The sequence below is a fragment of the Cyanobacteria bacterium GSL.Bin1 genome, assembly GCA_009909085.1.
In the GTDB taxonomy this organism is placed as follows: domain Bacteria; phylum Cyanobacteriota; class Cyanobacteriia; order Cyanobacteriales; family Rubidibacteraceae; genus Halothece.
In genome coordinates, this window is the sequence record JAAANX010000037.1 from 34508 (window position 1) to 52401 (window position 17894).

The following is a 17894-nucleotide window of genomic DNA, read 5'->3' on the forward strand; positions in this document are numbered from 1 at the left end:
TCTTAAAAAAAAACAGATGATCCACTTGATACTTGATTTGTGAACAAACGCGCTCAGGGCAAACAATATGGTTTTGGAAACTGAACAATCTGCCCTTCCCCCTCGTGAGTGGAAACAGGAAAAGCGTAAATCTTGGCGTTGGTTACGCTACGGAGTGATTTTTATTGCGACCAATAGTGCGATTTGGCTCGGCGCGATCGCTGCTTTAGAAGCGATTCCTCCTAGTTACACCAGTGAGTGGATCTTGATTCTGCCGGGGGCGGGTGCTGGGGCAAGTGTTAATCTGCAAGATATTGGTCAAACCTCTTCTGCAACCAGTTCTCCCTATGCGGGAAGCGAACTTAGCCCGAAAGTCACCTACAAAATGATTGCTGGCAGTCGTCCGGTTTTACAAGTCGCTGCCAGTGATTTAGATCTTACTCGTGAGGAGTTTGGAGAACCGCGCATTAAACTGGTGGATCAAACTTCACTAATGTATTTTGAGATTGCAGGCGGAAGTCCCACAGAAGCACGGGAAAAAGCGATCGCGCTGGATCATGCGTTTCGGCAACAACTGCAACAAGCCCGGGCGGATGAACTGGCAAGACGAGAAGAAGGCTATCGTTCCGCCATTGAACGGTTTCAGAAGAAAGTTGAGACCGCGCGATCGCGCCTGGTGGAATATCAATCTCAGTCTGGTGTCGTTTCCAATGCTCAATTTGAAGAACTTGCCCTGACCATTGAACGACTGCGACAACAGCAAGCTGAACTCCTCGCCCAGCAAGAAGGCGCAACCACCAGAGCCTCTCGTCTCGCGGAAAACATGGAGATTTCCCCAGAACTCGCAGCCGATGCCTTTATCCTGCAAAACGATCAGCAATTCCAAAAGCATTTAGCCGACTATTCCCAAGCAGAAGCAACTCTCTCCACTTATCTGTCTCGTTGGGGGGTTAATCATCCCCGTGTTATCAAAGAAAGAACCAAACGCGATGCAGCACGGGAAGCCATGCTGGAACAAGGAAAAGCCCTCATCGGAGAAGAAGAAGAAAAAATCTTGCGTTTTATCAATCTTAATCCTGAAGATAACCAACGGGGAACTCTATTTCGAGACTTGATTTCCAGTCGGGTGCGCCAAGCCGAAATTACCTCCCAAGCCCAAGCCCTAAAAAACCAAATCCAGCAACTCGAAGCGCAACTTTCAGGCTTATCCGAACAAGTGGCAACCTTAGGGGAACTGAAGCGGGATTTACAAATCGCAGAAGCCGAGTTTAGTTCTGCCCTGGCAAGTTCTAATATTGGCAATTTAGATATTTATGCCTCTTATCCCTTAGTACAAATGTTAGCAGCGCCAACATTACCGGAAGAACCCACCTTTCCTAGTAAAAAGTTTATCTTTTTAGGGGCAGGGGCAGGAACATTTTTTATTTCCACTGCTTTAATCTTGCTATGGCTAAGGAAACCCTTACTCCAGAAAATTTTGAAGAGCGTCTAATCTGGATTGCCATTGTTTGGACGTATGCGTTTTATTTAGTAGGCGGACTGTATGTTTTAGGTCCGGTTTTAGCGTGGATTCTCTTTTTCTATCTTGCGCTCAAATTATTTTTACAACAAGATGATCTTCCCCCAGAAAAAAAGATTCGTATTCCTTTTGGGGTTTGGGTTTGGATTATCGCAATGTTGGTTATGGAAGTGGCGTTAATCGCGGGTCATTTTAATTTTGACTTGGGAATGGCAAAAACCATTAAATCTTCCATTGGTTGGGCAAAAGGATGGGCATTAATGGCAATTTTTCCGCTCTTAGGTTGCTTACAAATCCGTCCTCAAATCCTGTATCGAGCAGCTTGTGTGCTTTGTTTCCAAACCATTCTCTTGTTCCCCATCTTTTTCCTTGCCTACCTGCTGAATCTCCCTGAAACGCCCTTTGTTTCTCCCCTCCAAGCCATTGGTGGTCCTGGTCCCGAATTTTTCGCGCTTAGTTTGTATGAAATTGACCCCAGTAGCGGAACCCCCCGTTGGCGACTGTTTACCCCCTGGGCACCCGCTTTAGGATTTGTTGCCAATATCTACTTTATTTTTGCCCTGAAAGAAACCGATCCAAAATGGCGCTGGTTTGGGCTAGTTGGCAGTGTCATGATGTGTTTAATTTCTCAGTCGCGACTGGCGTTAGTGGCGTTAGTTTCTGTGGCGATGATAACGTGGGGTTTAAGCCGTCTGACGCGACCGTTTCTGCTGTTTTTAATTGGATTTGCTTCTACCATTAGCGGAGTTTTTGCCCCCATGATGATTCAATTTGCAGACAGTTTTTGGGAAGCCTTCAAAGCAGCACGGGCGGATTCCACACGGGTTCGGAACACATTGGGTCGCATTGCCTTAGAACGATGGCGGAATGAAGCGCCGATTTGGGGTCATGGCATTGTTGAACGCGGTCCCCATTTAGTGGAATATATGCCCATTGGGTCTCATCACAGTTGGTACGGTTTGCTATTTGTGAAAGGATTAGTGGGATTTTTAGCGTTAGCAATACCGATGGTGTGGAGTTTCCTAGAGATGGTCGTCAAAGGACAAGCCAGTTCCATTGCGCGGGTAGGACTCAGCATCGTTCTGATTTTATTCCTCTACACTTTTGGCGAAAATCTAGAAATTCTTGCTTATTTATTTTGGCCCGGTTTAGTTCTGCTGGGAATTGCTTTTAAAGAACCGCTACGGAATCCCTTTGTCCGTCATCATAAGGAAGAATAAAAATCTTCCTCAATCGTGAGTGGTGTTTCTGTTAATCCGCGATTAATAAAGGTAACCAAGAAATCAGCTTTTAGTTTTGGCAAGCAAACACTTTCCTCTATTTTTTGATATGTCCCATTAACAAGATGATAAAAAGTAATTTCATTGTCGTTCCAAAACCAAACTTCCTTGACTTTTAAGGATTGATACTTTTCCAAATCCGCCACACCACCGCTTGTATAAGTAACTTCCACTGCTAAATCGGGAATTAATTGATCTGTTTCAAAAGCAAAGCTATGATCGGGTTCTTTTCCGGCTAAAGGAGGATTTTTTAAAGTCGTCGCCCCCATTGGAAAATAAGCTAACTGATACTTGCGACAGTAAGTTTTAATTAAACCATTGATCACCTCGGCTACCCTCTCATGATTTTTACTGGGAGACACAATTGTTATTACTCCATTCAAATAAGAGATGCGATAGCCAAAATCTTCTTCAGTTAACCTTTCATAATCCTCCCAAGTCATACCAGAGAGACTCAGAGTTTGATCCCCATGACTTGCGCGATCGCGATCGAGGGGAAGATTCAATAAATCGGTGAACACGACTAACTTTCCCTAGCATTGATGGTTCTAATCATAATCCACATTCGGCACCTTTACCTGTCACCTGAGAGGATAGGAGTATGCTAACCTACTGTTGCAACCAAGCCGATAAATCTTCGATCGCGCTGAAATCCAGCAGGGCTTCTGCTAAAGATTCGGTTTGTTCAAGGTTAAGCTGCTCAATTTGAGCTTTGATTGGTGCAGGAACTTCTCCAAATCGACGGGATAATAATCGTATTACCAGCGATCGCGCCTCCTCTTCACGGGCTTCTTCTTTCACTTCTCGATAAAACCGTGTTTGGTTAAAAGGAACTAGCTCAACCATTCTCCTTACCTCATCTTTATTTTAGAGTAATCCAAGAAAAAAGTCATCCGAAAGCTACTTTGTTTGATGAGTTGACGACGCACTTGAGCAGCACTGAGGCGAGTATATAGTCGTTCACTTTTTAAGGTGGGGTCGGCTTGAGTTTCTGGGTCAACTATCGAGCGCATGTCTTGGCATAAATTCGGGAGTTTTGATTCGACTCACTTGCGTCCTCGACGATGAAAAGCATCTTCAATCGCTTTCCCACTCGTTAATTCTTTCATCCCTTTCCGGATGGTGCCACGATTCCATCCCAGTTCCCTTTCGGCTCGGGTTTGACCTCCGACTCCCAACTCTTTGACGATTTTAGCCATCAACTGACGGCGTTCGCTGCCCTTTAATTGTTGCGCTGTTTCTTTCAATAGAGATTTCAGGAAATCGGTGAGTTCAATTCAATTGGGTTTGCGTTCATCAGCCTTTCATCGATCCATGAATGATATCCCCTTGATTATAGTCGGATAATTTATTTATTGCAGTACTCTATGTCAGAAATTCTTTCCCAGGAGTGACAAAAGAGGGTTATATGGTCAAGTTTGGATAATTGCCCAAACTTTTGTCCAAGCAAGATGGTATAGAAGAATTGATGAGCTTAAATGTCAATAAACTTCCCTTTTATCAAAGAGGCTTGAGAGCCATGAAAATTATACAGCAAGGGCTTTAGACTCGTTGTCACCCCGTGAGGCAGTTGACACTACGGTATGAGATTTTGCCTGATCATCATCCGCTTTCCAGATTTTATCCACCGAGCGATCAAGGGCGCCAAATATATTGCTCGCTGTTAAAAACATGAGCAGGAATCCAATCACACCTGCCGTGATACTTTGATTATTCAATTTCAATAAGGTTCCTCTCACTAGACCAACGGCTTCTGGAGGGAGAGAATCCTGAGTAAATGCAAGTATCTTGGAGAAAATATGGGTGTTTGGTCCCAGCAAGAATCCTAAAATACTAGCAATCACTAAAAAAATAGAAAATAGAGAAAATAGAGCATAGTAAGAGAGTGCCGCTCCCATCTCTAAACATTGATCTTTTTGCCATTTCAGAAAAGTTTTGATCAATAGTTGAGTGGATCGACAAGGAAGAATTTTAGTTTTAAAGAAGTTGATCATTGGAAGAAGTAATAAAGATAATTAAACCAATATTCGGCAAGTAAAAAAAGTACGGAAGATGATACCCTGATTCTTATAGGTAGGAACTTCTGGTGAAATTGTTGCCCAATTTAAAGCTACTGAAACAGTGCAATCAGGGTAAATCGCAATCTTGCTCAGAGAAAAATTAGGTGTCTGGAGATAGGGCGTGATCGTTCAAAACAAGAATAGGTTCAATGGTTTAGTCAGATTTGGTGTGCAAGGAATTTGGCTTCTTTCTCTCGCTTTTTCATCTGTTGCGGCACAAGCACAACCAACCTTGAATCATATAGAATCATTTCCTGTGGCTCAAGAAACTGATGAGCTAAGAAAGGAAAAAAATGCATCGCAAGTGCTGAAAGTTGGCGTTGGTGGCACACCTCCCTTTCTGATTCAACGAGGAAATGATAATTTTCGTGGAATTGTGATTGATCTCTGGGAAGAAATCGCTTTTATCAATAATTTTGAGTATGAATTGAGTTTGTACACAGAAACTCAAGATGCGCTAGATGCGGTTGCTACAGGTGAGTTAGATTTATTGGTCGGACCTTTTACCATTACCGCTGAACGGTTACAAGAAGTTAACTTCACGCAACCTTTTTTCGTTTCTAGTTTGGGAGTCGTTGTTCAACAAGGATCCCCAACCATTTGGAATCGTGTCAGACCCTTCTTTACCAAGGCAGCGCTTTCTTCTGTCGGGGCATTGCTCATTTGCTTGTTTTTAGTCGGTAATGGGATATGGTTGGCGGAACGTCGTCAAAACCCAGAGCAATTTCCGAGACACTATCTCCGTGGTGTCGCCAGTGGCATGTGGTTTGCCTTGGTTACTCTGACAACAGTTGGTTACGGTGATCAGACGCCGAAAACTTCTTACGGGCGGTTGATTAGTGGCATCTGGATGCTGATTTCGCTCATTGCTGTCTCCTCTCTCATTGGAGGCTTAGCATCTGCATTTACGTTAGCCCTGTCAGAGCTTCCAGCAGATCGCTTAACTCAGCCAGAAGACATGCGAGGGAAACGGATGGCTGTGGTGACCGGAACAACGGGGGAAACTTGGGCGGCGGAGTATCAGGCAAAACTAGTTCAATGCTCTAGCTTAGAAGAGGCCATTTCACTGGTGGTTGAAGGAAAAACCGATGGCGCGATTTTTGGCCGTCCCACTCTTGAATACTATTTATCCCAGCATCTTGATGTCCCGTTACAACTTGTTGATTTCAGGATTAATGAAGAAAATCTTGGCTTTGTCTTACCGCATGATAGCCCCCTTAGCGTTCCGCTTAACCTAACAATTGTCAAATTTAGGGAAGATGGCACCCTCAACAGTATTACTGATCGCTGGTTACGGGGGATTAATTCTGCCACAGAGTCTCCATAGATATACATTAAGTAGGAATTTCCTTGATAAAAGGTTGATCAGAAGCCGCCCAACGCTGAAAGTTTCCCCCATAGCCTGCCTTCGGATAGCGGTGATAGTATTCTTTTAATTTTTGGGTGTGATTTTCATTGTTTAAAAGTGCATCCGCGATCGCGACGGTCAGAACTGTATCATCAGTAAACCAACTTTCCGGCTGAAAAAGCGGAAACGATTTGGTCTTGATATTGTTCAGGGGAAATTCATAAATTGAACCAATAATATCCCCAGTAATTGCCCCTAAAACCATAAATAGAATTCTGTTTTTTCCTCTTTATGTTCTTTGTGTCTTTGTGGTTATATCCCAATTAGTGTTAGCTTCTCTCTTGCCTAAAATTCTTAGAGTAATCCAAGAAAATGATCATCCAGTAGCTATAGGCTGCTTAGGGAAATTTCAAGACATTATGGATGGTTTATTTGTTGCAGCACTCTTAATGATGATCATGATTCCTAAACCCAATAAAACCCAATTTAACCAATTTCCCCAACGAACATATAATGTCTTTGTTTGTTGTTTGTAAATCGTCCCCAGATGGGTTTGATATTCATTCATGTCGGATAACCACAAGGTATTGCCTCGCGGATCGACAATGGCGGAATACCCCGTATTGGTGGCGCGAACCATTGCGCGATCCGTTTCAATGGCGCGCATGATATCTTGAGCATGATGTTGGGCGGGCATGGTTTCACTATAGTGAGCATCATTGGAAGCACTGAGAATAAATTCGCCGCCATTGGCAGCTTGACGGCGGAAGTGTTCGCCATAAGCCGACTCGTAACAGATGCCAACAATTGCTTGACTGAAGGGCGTGAGAAACGTTTGATCCGGATCTCCTTTCGCTAAATGCGAGTCGAGAGGAGAGAGGCGGTTAATCACTTTTCCTAACCAGTCCTCGAAAGGGATATATTCTCCTAAGGGGACTAGCTTGACTTTATCAAACCGACTCAGAGTTTCTCCGTTGGCACCAATGCTGTATAAACTGTTCGTCATCCGCCCTTGTTTCCTGCCAAATGCCCCGACCCATACCGGAACGCCTTCCTCTAAAATCGCTTGATAGAAGGAACTACGCTGATTCACTTGTTGTCTCCACTGGAAGGGCAAGGCAGTTTCTGGGGTGAGAATGGCTTCAGCACCGGCTTGGGCAAGGTTAATATATCCTGTGGTGTAACCATCGATCGCTTTGCGCCAACCTTCGGGATAGAGTTTAATGGTATTCGGAATATTCCCTTGAATAATGCCAACGCGGATCGCTTGGTTTTGAGAGGTTTCCACGGGTTGCAGATAGAGTAACCAACCGGCAAGATGTAAAGTGACTAACAGCGCGATCGCCCAAAGGGCGCTGCCAGAGGCAATCGCGCCTTTCATCAACCCGCCAGCTAGACGAGACGAATTCCTTCCATAGTTGAGGAGGATCGCTTCGGCAACTAAGCCATTAAAGCCAACAATTGCTGCGGTAACCGTCGTGGTTCCAGAAATAGAAAGCAGCTGCAGAATTGGAAGATTATAGGGACTTTGGGTGAAAGCGAAGGTTGTCCAATGGAGGGGCGTATAACTCCAGAGGGTTTCTAAACTGCACCAGAGAGTCACTCCAATAACAACTCGTTGTAAGGGATGATACAGCCAACGATTTAAAAATATCATTGCCAACGACCATACGGTGACTAAAACACTTCCCCAAACGATCAAAATAACCCAACAAGCAATTGCAATCAGCAAACTGTTGAACCAGGGAACGCCCATCCAAGTCATCGGGTGTACGCCCGTAATCCAAAAGAGAGTCACTCCGTAATAACCGATCGCGAAAGTGAGGGCGGGTATAATTTGTTTAATCTGGAAATGCTGTTGCTGAATGACCCAGATCCATAACGGAACAAAAGCAATCCAGGCGAAAAACCAAGCATTGACTGGATCGCAAGTTATTCCCATCAAAATGCCTGCAAAAAGGCAAATCAGCCAGGGAAAGGGGAATGGACTCAGTTTTTGCGATATTTTCGGCAACATTATTCTCCTCTATTTAAAAAAATTAGGTATTATGGATTAGGGAACGTTTTAGTCAGATTTGACTGACGCTTTGCCCTTGCTTCCTAAGGGGGAAGTCAATTTTTATATTTTAGTTTAGAAGGTTAGCCTTCTATTAATTTATTATTGCTTCTATTCCGTTGAAAAATTTATTACTTATTGCCTCTAAATGTCTCTAATTATCTTCATTTTATTTAAGCGTAATTTTTATCTAACTAACGGCTTTTGCTGCCAGTGATAGCAATTGGGCTTACCACTTTTATTATGTATTAATTCCCTGGCACAGTTGAGCTTCTGTTGAGTCTAGATTAAATCTAGGGATATTAGAAGCATGAAGAACTCTGCTTTTGCTGGGCAAATTGCTTAGCGGAAGTAAGATTTTACAGTTACTAGATTGTGCTCAATTTATTGTAAATATTTAGTGTTTTTGTTATGAATTGTAATCCGAACCGTCTCTCAATTTTTGTGGACGGAAATAATATGTTTTATGCTCAACAAAAAAATGGCTGGTTTTTTGATCCGAGGCGTGTCTTAGACTACTTTAAAAATGAACCGACGATTAGTTTTGTCAATGCGTTTTGGTACACCGGATTAAAAGATTCTCAAGATCAAAGAGGCTTTCGTGATGCCTTGATTAGTTTAGGTTATACAGTACGGACAAAAATCTTAAAGGAATATTATGATGATGTCTCGGGGCGCTATTCCCAAAAGGCAAATTTAGATATAGAAATTGTTATTGATATGTTTAACACGGTTGAGCAGTATAACCGTGTGATCTTATTTAGCGGGGATGGCGACTTTGAACGCGCGATTGAGTTGTTACGGTCAAAAAATACGCATATTACGGTTGTCTCCACTGAAGGCATGATTGCACGGGAACTGCGCAATGCAACTGACCGCTATATTGACCTGAATGATATTCGAGAAAGTATCGAGAAAATCGATTAAAATTGAAGATCAAACAGTGTGCTTAATTGTTAGAAAATAATCTATGAGTAACGAACGCGATCGCATTATAATATTCGATACAACACTGCGCGATGGTGAACAATCTCCGGGGGCAACATTGAATGGAGATGAAAAATTAACGATTGCTCGCGCTTTGTCTCGCTTAGGCGTTGATGTCATTGAAGCGGGGTTTCCTTACTCCAGTGTGGGGGATTTTGAAGCGGTGAAAGCCATTGCCGAAACGGTTGGAACCTCTGATGGTCCAACCATTTGTGCCTTAGCCAGAGCAATGGAAAATGATATTAAAGCCGCCGGGGAAGCCATTGCCCCAGCCGCAAAAGGACGAATTCATACCTTTATTGCTACCTCTGATATTCATTTGCAATATAAGCTACGGAAGACGCGGGAACAAGTGCTAGAAACTGTGCCCAAAATGGTGGAGTATGCCAAAACCTTTACCGATGATGTGGAATTTTCTGCAGAAGATGCAGGACGGTCTGATCCGCAATTTTTGTATCAAGTGGTAGAAAGCGCGATCGCGGCTGGCGCAACCACAATTAATATTCCTGATACTGTTGGCTATACCACACCTGAAGAATTTGGCGCTTTAATCCGTGGCTTAAAAGAAAACGTCCCCAACATCGAACAAGCGATTATCTCTGTTCACGGACACAATGACCTCGGCTTAGCGGTGGCAAACTTCCTCTCTGCGATTCAAAATGGCGCAAGACAGTTAGAATGCACTATTAACGGGATTGGAGAACGCGCTGGCAATGCTGCCCTTGAAGAATTAGTAATGGCACTCCACGTCCGCCGTCAATTCTATAATCCTTTTTTGGGACGAGAACCGGAGTCGGAAGAACCGTTAACCAGCATCAACACCAAAGAAATTTACAAAACCTCCCGCTTGGTGTCTAACCTCACCGGAATGCCGATTCAACCGAATAAAGCTGTTGTCGGTGGCAATGCGTTTGCCCACGAATCTGGGATTCACCAAGATGGCGTTCTTAAGCATAAGCAAACCTATGAAATTATGGATGCCGAATCCATTGGTTGGACCAGTAACCAAATTGTTCTCGGGAAGCATTCAGGACGCAATGCCTTTGGCAGCCGTCTGCGAGATTTAGGTTATGAACTCTCAGAAACTGAATTGAACAAAGCTTTTTTGCGCTTTAAAGACCTAGCCGATAAGAAAAAAGTGGTCACCGATTGGGATCTCGAAGCGATTGTCAACGACGAAACCCAACAAGCCCCCGATATCTTTGGTTTAGAGTTAGTGCAAGTGTCTTGTGGGGATCATGCCCGTCCTACGGCTACGGTGACTATTCGCACGCCCGAAGGGGAAGAATTAACTGATGCCGCGATCGGAACCGGTCCCGTGGATGCGGTTTATGAAGCCATTAATCGGGTGGTTAAAGTTCCCAACGAATTGATTGAGTATTCGGTTAAATCAGTAACGGCTGGGATTGATGCGATTGGCGAAGTGACCATTCGCTTGCGCCATGAAGGAAAGGTTTACTCCGGTCATTCAGCGAATACAGATGTCATTGTCGCTTCCGCACAAGCCTATATTAATGCCCTCAACCGTCTTTCTGCTTCCTTGCAAGAAGGGAATAAATTAAATCCGCAAACCGCAACAGCTATCCAGTAAATGTAATGACTAGTAACCAGTAATCAGACAGGATAATTAACAATTGATGATTGATTGGTTATTAGTCAGAGATTACGCCTTCCTCAACCGCAGAAAGAAGTGCGACCCAAGCGGAACTTGGAAAGCGCACCTTGCGGCACGGAAGGCGCCTGTCCTCACGCTTAGCTCCGGCGACCGTTGGTCAAAATCGGACTTGTTTCAAATCATTTTGGCGATCTCGGTCTAAGTGATATTTCTTAAATTTGGCATAATTTATTTATTTATACGTAAATCATATTATGATGTACGTAATTTTTTCAGCTCCTAATTCAAGCGACTGCATTAAGATCAAAGTATTTTCTTGAGCCAATTCCTGTAGCATCATGATCATGAAACGCCTTTCTACTCATCTCAACCACTCTACAGCGAACAATGATGATCCAACTCAACTCAAACAAGCAGAAGAAAGCTGGCAATACTTAGAACAAATGCCTCTAGACCTGTTAGAACAAAAAATGGATGAGTTAGGACAATCATTGCAACAAGCAATTGATTTTGTTCGTGACCAAGAAGAGGAAGTTCTTGAAAAATTAGAGGAAATCGACAAATTACGAGAAAAATTGGATACTGCTACGGGTGAAGAACACACGGCAGTCCTGGATGAATTACTTGAGGAAGAAAATCGTTGTCACCTTTTAGCGAAAACCCTGATTGGTCAGCGCCGTACATTAGATACACTCAAAGGCACGTTAAACAAATATCAACAAATTTTCTTGAAACGGAAAAGAGAAACAATATTTCAGCTCGATCAACAAGGACTAAATTTTTATGCGGTTGGTAGTGAACCCTCTAATTTCTCTCAGGGGAAACGAACACGCAAATTTATCTTGTCCTACCCAGTACTTTATACAGCCTCAGCAGCACTGATTTTCTTGTTGACATTACCGAGTGCGATTCTTCGGGTTCCACCTTTGTCAATCTTGCAAGCATTAGGCGATCAACAAGGTCGAGAGGCAGTATTGTCAGGCGATAGTAGAAAATTGCAAAATTACTTGAGAGAAATAAAACTCCAAGAAAAACGCGATCGCGATTTGTAAAATTAGCTTCCTCCTTGCTCAAGAAAAATCTGTTTGTTTGGGATGAGTCCTTTTCTGAAACTAAAAAAACCGATCATCAAAGTTACATCGATTCTGCTGTTACACCAAAGATCAGCAATACTCAAAAAGAGACTTTCTCAATCGGGAAGAGATAAATTTTTTTGGGAAATAAAGAATATTCTTGTTAAAATCACAACAAGTTACCGGATGTGAATTCTTTATGGAAGAACAATTTTCTTCTCCTCTCGGTTCAGTTGTGGGTGGTTCTCTTACAGAAGGATTAGAAGTGCGACTCCATCCTGATGTGTCAGTAGAAGAAATGCGAGTCGGGAAATTTTTAGTTGTCCAAGGAACGCGATCGCGCTTTTTCTGTCTCCTCACCGATGTGTCTTTAGGAACTTCAAGTAGTCGGATTGTCTCGGATCCCCCCTCACCAGGAGATGATTTACTGCGACAAGTCTTAGCAGGAAGCAGTACGTACGGAACCATTGAACTCTCTCCCATGTTGATGTTCACCGATCCGGAGGGAAAGAAAACGCTACCCAAGCCACAAGAACAGAACGGGAAAAGTCCGCTCGCATCCTATCAAGCCCAGACGAGTACGGATATGGAACTGTTACCGGTGAAGACGATTCCCAGTCATTTTAGCCAGGTTCATGAAGCGAGTGAAGCCGATTTTCGGGCGGTATTTGGTTGGGAAGATGACCCGATGCGAAAAAACTTTTCGGTGGGACAACCTTTAGATATGGAGGTTCCCATTTGTCTCAACTTAGAAACCTTTGTGGAACGCAGTAACGGGATTTTTGGGAAATCCGGAACGGGAAAATCCTTTCTCACCCGCCTATTACTCTCTGGAATTATCCGCCAACAAGCGGCGGTCAATCTCATTTTTGATATGCACTCGGAATACGGGTGGGAAGCAATTCAAGAAGGAAAAGGTTTTAATACCGTTAAAGGATTGCGGCAACTCTTTCCCGGACAAGTCGAAATTTATACCCTCGATCCAGACTCCACGAAACGCCGCGGCGTGAATGACGCCCAAGAACTCTATCTCAGTTATGACCAAATTACCATTGAAGACCTACGCTTAGTGGGACAAGAATTAGGGTTATCGGAAGCGGCGCTAGACAATGCCCAGATTTTATATTCCGAGTTTGGGAAACACTGGATTACGCAACTGATTACGATGAGTAATGAGGAAATCCAGGAATTTTGTGAACAGAAGCAGGGACATAAAGGGTCAATTAGTGCACTGCAACGGAAATTAATGCGCCTAGAGGGCTTAAAATATATCCGATCCACTTGTCCTCACAACTACATCGATCAAATTCTACAATCCTTAGATGCCGGTAAGCACGTCGTTGTCGAGTTTGGGTCGCAATCGAATATGTTGTCCTATATGTTGGCGACCAACATGATTACACGGCGCATTCACGCTTCTTATGTGAAAAAATCCGAGGACTTTCTTCAATCCAAAAATCCAAGCTTACGTCCCCGCCAACTGGTGATTACGATTGAGGAAGCTCATCGCTTCCTGGATTCAGCAACGGTTCAGCAAACCATTTTTGGCACGATCGCGCGGGAAATGCGTAAATATTTTGTCACCCTACTTGTCGTCGATCAACGTCCTTCTGGCATTGATCCTGAGGTGATGTCACAAGTGGGAACCCGTGTCACCTGTTTACTTAACGATGAAAAAGATATTGATGCCATTTTTACCGGCGTTTCGGGTGGGGCTAACCTGCGATCTGTTCTAGCGAAATTGGATTCCAAACAACAAGCCTTAATTTTAGGTCACGCTGTCCCCATGCCAGTGGTTGTGCGAACCCGTGCCTTTGATCAAATCTTCTACGCAGAAATTGCCGATCCCGATTGGCAAGAAATGGATAATCAGGAATTATTTGAAGCCGCCGACGCAGCAAAAGCCGATTTAGGGTTTTAAAGTTTTGCTTTGACCAACGGTCAAAGCAGGCGCCTTCCTCAACGGAAGGCGTAATCTTTGACCTTAAGTTTCATGGAAGCGGGTGGTGCCATCGTTAAACCCCGCCGAGTCGGTTGGAGAGGACGGGAACGGGTTAAGGTAAACTCAAAGTTGTGTAATAGCGTTGCAACGCCTAGCTTGAGTTCCATCATTGCCAGGGCTGAGCCAATACAGCGCCGATGACCCCCACCAAACGGCAAGTATTCATGAGGGGCATATTGATGGTTCAAAAACCGCTCTGGGCGAAATTGCTTGGGATCAGGATAGAGATCGGACCGTTGGTGAATAATGTAAGTGGCTGGCATGAGCGCCGTACCGGCAACAAAGGAATATCCAGCGATTGACATGGGTTCGTGCAACACTCGCACAAATGTTGTTGGTGTAATCGGATAAATCCGCAGTGTTTCTTGACAAACCGCTGTTAAATAAGGCAGTTGGGTAATCGCAATTGGATCGGGTGCCGATCCGAGCGTTGCCAATTCCGCCCGGAGTTGGGTTTCCACTTCCGGTATGTAATGAATCCAGTACAGCATCCAAACCAAGGCGGAAGTCGTTGTTTCATGTCCGGCTAAGAGTAAGGTGACCAGCTCATCATGGAGTTCTGCATCACTCATCCCTTCCCCATTTTCATCTCTGGTTTGGAGGAGGAGCGTCAAGATATCAGTTTTTTCCTCGGGGTTAGCGTCTGGTTGCTCCAAAAATTGACGGCGATCACGAATTTCCTCGTAAATTAACTGTCGTAACTGTTCCCGTAAGCGGATAAATCTTCCCCAAGGACTCCAAGCCCCCCAATCTTTCTGGAGAAAGGGGAAAAACAAAAAGCTGGAACTAATTGGATAAGCAAAGGCGTCCAGCATCGTGCTCATCCGATGTTGAATTTGCGATAATCGCTCCCCTTCCCGCAGACCGAAAACAGCTTGCAGCATCACACCTAAGGTTAGGTCTTGCATTGGAGGACGCGCCACAATCGACTGACCGGGTTGCCAGGTCGCACTTACTTTTCGGGTAATGTCACAGATGAGCTGCCCGTAAGCCCGCAGGCGTTCACCATGGAACGAAGGCATCAAGAGTTTGCGTTGTCGCTGATGAGGCTGACCATCAAGCAGTAAGATGGAGCGATCGCCGACCATTGCCCGCAGGATACCATTGTTTTGCCCCGTTATCACTTGAGTGGAATCTAAAGCAAAGATTTCTTGCACCAAATTGGGGTCGCCCACATAAACTAGTGGTGGCGAAGTCTCCCCGCCAATTTTAAACACGGGACCATATCGCCGAACATTGTCCTCCATGTAAGCCGTTGGCTGAAGAATCAGGCGCAACAGTCGCAATGTCCGTCGTAGACCTTTCCCTTTCGGACCGTCAATTTCTTGATGTTCGGAGTGATTGATTTGGGTAGCCATCTTTACAAACTTTGTCATCATTATCAATCTATAGCAGTTCTGAATTAGGAAAATTGCTTTACTATTGAAAATCTTTTTTACTATTTCGACTGCTATGCGCGATCGCGGGAAAGATAAAGTCCCCAATATTGGCAAGCGACCCCGCGTCGGTGCAAGACGCAAGGGAATATTGTACAACCTTCGTAACAGAGTAAAAAATCCCGATCGCGCCAAGAAAAAATCCCACACTATCTCTCTTTTATCACTCTAGGCAGAAGAATAATGAAAACTATCCCAACAATCAACTAAACTGCTTAAACAATCGAACTCATTCATGATTGCAATTAATCTGGGGAAACCTAAAGAAAGTTGTGGAATTGGAAAAACTTCAAGCCATCGTAAAATTAAATTAAAACTAATCAATGGTTGTAGAATTAAACGAAGGTTATTGAGCCACTTGCTCCGTCCTTACGCTGAGGAAACTTGACTCGCGGGCGGTGCGCTTTTCCAACCTTTTTCTTCATCCCACCAATCATGATTTTGGAACTTCTCTTCCACAGGAGAAACCAAGGGGTTCAAAATTTCACTATGGAGAGATATCATCAGGTAAGCCGACATAACGAGTTGCCACCACTTTTCAATATAAGAATAATCAGTGACCCGATAATCAGCCCAACCTAATTCACTTTTACTTTGTTTAAAGCCATACTCAACCCAAGTTCGGATTTGATAAATTTTTCCGACATCTTTATAGGTTAGATTGGGAATTTTAGTCATGACTAACCAAGTTGATTCTTCCGGCACTTGCTCTGGATCAGTAGTAATTTCCCAATATTGTCTGGCTCTTTTCTTGCCAAAAATAATTTCTCTAATATATCTCGTTTTAGTGGTCCCATCCCAATTTTGATGTTCAAATTTTCTCCATTTATTGGTTCTTACTTTTTGTCCTTTCGGTAGCCAGACTCCATGATTACTCCGAATTGCCACTGCATATTCTAAGTTGAACTCCTCAATTACAGAGAGGAAATTGCTTTCACTTTCTCCATACAGACTATCTGCTAAGACTCGTTGAATCTGAAACCCCTTTTCTCTGAGTTCTTTAATGATCTCAGCTGCTAAAACTGGCTTGGTTTGATAATGATCTCCTTCCTTTAATCTTTCTTTGGGCTTGAAAACTTTAAAGATCAGAGGAAACGTTATCCCTTCATAATAACCATAGGCATTTACCGAAACAATTCCCTTCTCTATTTTTCCCAAATTTCCAATATATTGTCGCTTGACATAGTCAGTAGTTTTCCCGTCTTGATGCGCGTTCCCTTGCGCCTTACAAAGGCGCGGGGTCGCATCGCTTCTTTTTATCTCCTGTTTCATCAATAATAACTTGTATTTTTCTTCCTTCTAATACTTGAAGAAGAATGGACAATCTTCTGGCTTCGAGTTCTTTCCCTGACCAAGGTGACTCGGTTAGGAAATGGTGTAATCCTTGATGATTTTCTAATCCTACTATTTTCGCGATTGCTGGCAAACTTTTTCTTTTGATTTCACTGATTAGACCGACATGAAGATATTTAAAGCTCTCGTCGGCTCGGACTTCTGAAAATAAATCTTTATATAGCTGGCAATAAGTATCCACAAATCTTACGGTCGGACTCGCAGCTCTTGGCTCTACCATAGTCTTGTTCTAGCTTTGAGGAGGATTTTCCTTATTCTACTTTCCCTAGAGTGATAAAAGAGAGATAGAATGGTGATCGTTCATAATCTTCATGTGGTGATGCGTTCCGATTTCTGGAAAGGTCAATCACAAGTCTCTTAAACCCTAGATTTTCCCTACTCACAAACACTATTTTTTGTCAACCCCTTCTACTGAACCGATGCTCTAGTTTCTTTCGCGAGCGAGTTATTATAAATACTATAAAGATTTCTGTTAAGTATGAACATTTTCAGGACAAAAATTAATTGTTTGCACGATGAAAATATTACATAGCTTTGAAAAGGAGCTAAACTATGGAACGAGCTTTCATCATTACACTGCGCCTGGCTGCAGGTTTAGCAGTTGGTTTCTGGGGATTATCGAAGTTACTGTTTGTTAACGATTGGGTGGATCCTTATGAAAACGCATTTTACGGTGCCTTACCGTTTAATGCTGTGTTACTCGTCTATCTACTCGGAATTGTTCAAATCGCGATCGCGCTAGCAATTATTTTCGAGTTTTATCGCAAACCCGCGGCTTGGTTGGCAGTCATTTTCTCAGTGGTTAATCTCATTGCCAGCGTCAACACGTTTGGGACTCCAGACAATCCGATTGTCACCAATCCCGCACCAATGGGAATTAAACTGATTTGGTTCTTCTTTAATCCACTGGCTATTACAGTATTACTGATTAGTGTTGGACTAATGCCCCCTGTTTCTCGTCGGGTAGAATCCGAATCAGAGCAAGTGGCTACTTTTGAGTAAATTGATTGAGGAGTAGTCAAAGATTACGCCTTCCTAAACGGAAGGCGCCTGCTTTGACCGTTGGTCAGCGCTTCAATGACCCCCACCTACTTCGTGAGGTGGGGGATTGGGGAGAGATAACCTCCCCGTAGCTGCGAATAGAGCCATGAGCGGTTAGCGAGTAAACACTTCCAGATGTTTCTCT

General features: G+C 43.6%; 15 protein-coding genes and 2 pseudogenes. 8 read left to right on the top strand and 9 right to left on the bottom strand.

Annotated elements, in window-relative coordinates:
• The first annotated feature begins 67 nt into the window (after positions 1-67).
• Positions 68-1471, top strand: a complete 1404-nt coding sequence (locus tag GVY04_03365; GenBank protein ID NBD15201.1) for a hypothetical protein — start codon at positions 68-70, stop codon at positions 1469-1471.
• Positions 1426-2718, top strand: a complete 1293-nt coding sequence (locus GVY04_03370; GenBank protein ID NBD15202.1) for an O-antigen ligase domain-containing protein — start codon at positions 1426-1428, stop codon at positions 2716-2718. The genes GVY04_03365 and GVY04_03370 overlap by 46 nt, the downstream gene beginning before the upstream one ends.
• Here GVY04_03370 and GVY04_03375 read toward each other — a convergent pair.
• The 4 genes from GVY04_03375 to GVY04_03390 form a co-directional block, all read right to left on the bottom strand.
• On the bottom strand, positions 2703-3299 hold the full coding sequence (locus GVY04_03375) for a Uma2 family endonuclease (GenBank protein ID NBD15203.1): 597 nt from the start codon (positions 3297-3299) through the stop codon (positions 2703-2705). The genes GVY04_03370 and GVY04_03375 overlap by 16 nt on opposite strands.
• An 88-nt stretch (positions 3300-3387) precedes the next feature.
• Positions 3388-3624 carry a DUF4351 domain-containing protein gene (locus GVY04_03380; GenBank protein NBD15204.1) on the bottom strand — a complete coding sequence of 79 codons (237 nt, stop codon included), beginning with the start codon at positions 3622-3624 and terminating at the stop codon, positions 3388-3390.
• Between the two features lie 200 nt (positions 3625-3824).
• Positions 3825-4025: a hypothetical protein gene (locus tag GVY04_03385; protein ID NBD15205.1), complete on the bottom strand. Its 201-nt coding sequence runs from the start codon at positions 4023-4025 to the stop codon at positions 3825-3827.
• Positions 4026-4304: 279 nt separating this feature from the next.
• Entirely contained in the window at positions 4305-4721 is a 417-nt protein-coding gene (locus GVY04_03390; protein NBD15206.1) for a hypothetical protein, read from the bottom strand.
• A gap of 238 nt (positions 4722-4959) precedes the next feature.
• Here GVY04_03390 and GVY04_03395 point away from each other — a divergent pair, with 238 nt between their 5' ends.
• On the top strand, positions 4960-6165 hold the full coding sequence (locus GVY04_03395; GenBank protein NBD15207.1) for a transporter substrate-binding domain-containing protein: 1206 nt from the start codon (positions 4960-4962) through the stop codon (positions 6163-6165).
• A 34-nt stretch (positions 6166-6199) separates the two neighbouring features.
• Here GVY04_03395 and GVY04_03400 read toward each other — a convergent pair.
• Positions 6200-6451, bottom strand: a pseudogene (locus GVY04_03400) (ADP-ribosylglycohydrolase family protein).
• A 144-nt stretch (positions 6452-6595) separates the two neighbouring features.
• Positions 6596-8203 carry an apolipoprotein N-acyltransferase gene (gene lnt / locus GVY04_03405; GenBank protein NBD15208.1) on the bottom strand — a complete coding sequence of 536 codons (1608 nt, stop codon included), beginning with the start codon at positions 8201-8203 and terminating at the stop codon, positions 6596-6598.
• A 450-nt stretch (positions 8204-8653) separates the two neighbouring features.
• Between lnt and GVY04_03410 the strand changes: the two genes are divergently transcribed.
• The 4 genes from GVY04_03410 to GVY04_03425 all read left to right on the top strand — a co-directional run bounded on the left by GVY04_03410 (position 8654) and on the right by GVY04_03425 (position 13838).
• Entirely contained in the window at positions 8654-9169 is a 516-nt protein-coding gene (locus GVY04_03410) for an NYN domain-containing protein (GenBank protein ID NBD15209.1), read from the top strand.
• Positions 9170-9212: 43 nt separating this feature from the next.
• Positions 9213-10820 carry a 2-isopropylmalate synthase gene (locus GVY04_03415; GenBank protein ID NBD15210.1) on the top strand — a complete coding sequence of 536 codons (1608 nt, stop codon included), beginning with the start codon at positions 9213-9215 and terminating at the stop codon, positions 10818-10820.
• 368 nt (positions 10821-11188) lie between these two features.
• The gene (locus GVY04_03420; protein NBD15211.1) at positions 11189-11896 is read left to right on the top strand and encodes a hypothetical protein; all 708 of its coding nucleotides are present in this window, start codon (positions 11189-11191) and stop codon (positions 11894-11896) included.
• 220 nt (positions 11897-12116) lie between these two features.
• The gene (locus GVY04_03425; GenBank protein NBD15212.1) at positions 12117-13838 is read left to right on the top strand and encodes a DUF87 domain-containing protein; all 1722 of its coding nucleotides are present in this window, start codon (positions 12117-12119) and stop codon (positions 13836-13838) included.
• A 38-nt stretch (positions 13839-13876) separates the two neighbouring features.
• Here the strand turns inward: GVY04_03425 and GVY04_03430 are convergent, their stop codons facing one another.
• The 3 genes and pseudogenes from GVY04_03430 to GVY04_03440 form a co-directional block, all read right to left on the bottom strand.
• A complete protein-coding gene (locus tag GVY04_03430) occupies positions 13877-15277 on the bottom strand; it encodes a cytochrome P450 (GenBank protein ID NBD15213.1) in 1401 nt (466 codons plus the stop codon).
• A gap of 61 nt (positions 15278-15338) precedes the next feature.
• Complete coding sequence (locus GVY04_03435) at positions 15339-15503, bottom strand: hypothetical protein (protein NBD15214.1); 165 nt, start codon at positions 15501-15503, stop codon at positions 15339-15341.
• 20 nt (positions 15504-15523) lie between these two features.
• Positions 15524-16928 (bottom strand): annotated as a pseudogene (locus GVY04_03440) (IS701 family transposase).
• Between the two features lie 332 nt (positions 16929-17260).
• On the opposite strand from GVY04_03440, the gene GVY04_03445 reads away from it, so the two are divergent.
• The gene (locus GVY04_03445) at positions 17261-17710 is read left to right on the top strand and encodes a hypothetical protein (GenBank protein NBD15215.1); all 450 of its coding nucleotides are present in this window, start codon (positions 17261-17263) and stop codon (positions 17708-17710) included.
• Positions 17711-17894 lie beyond the last annotated feature (184 nt).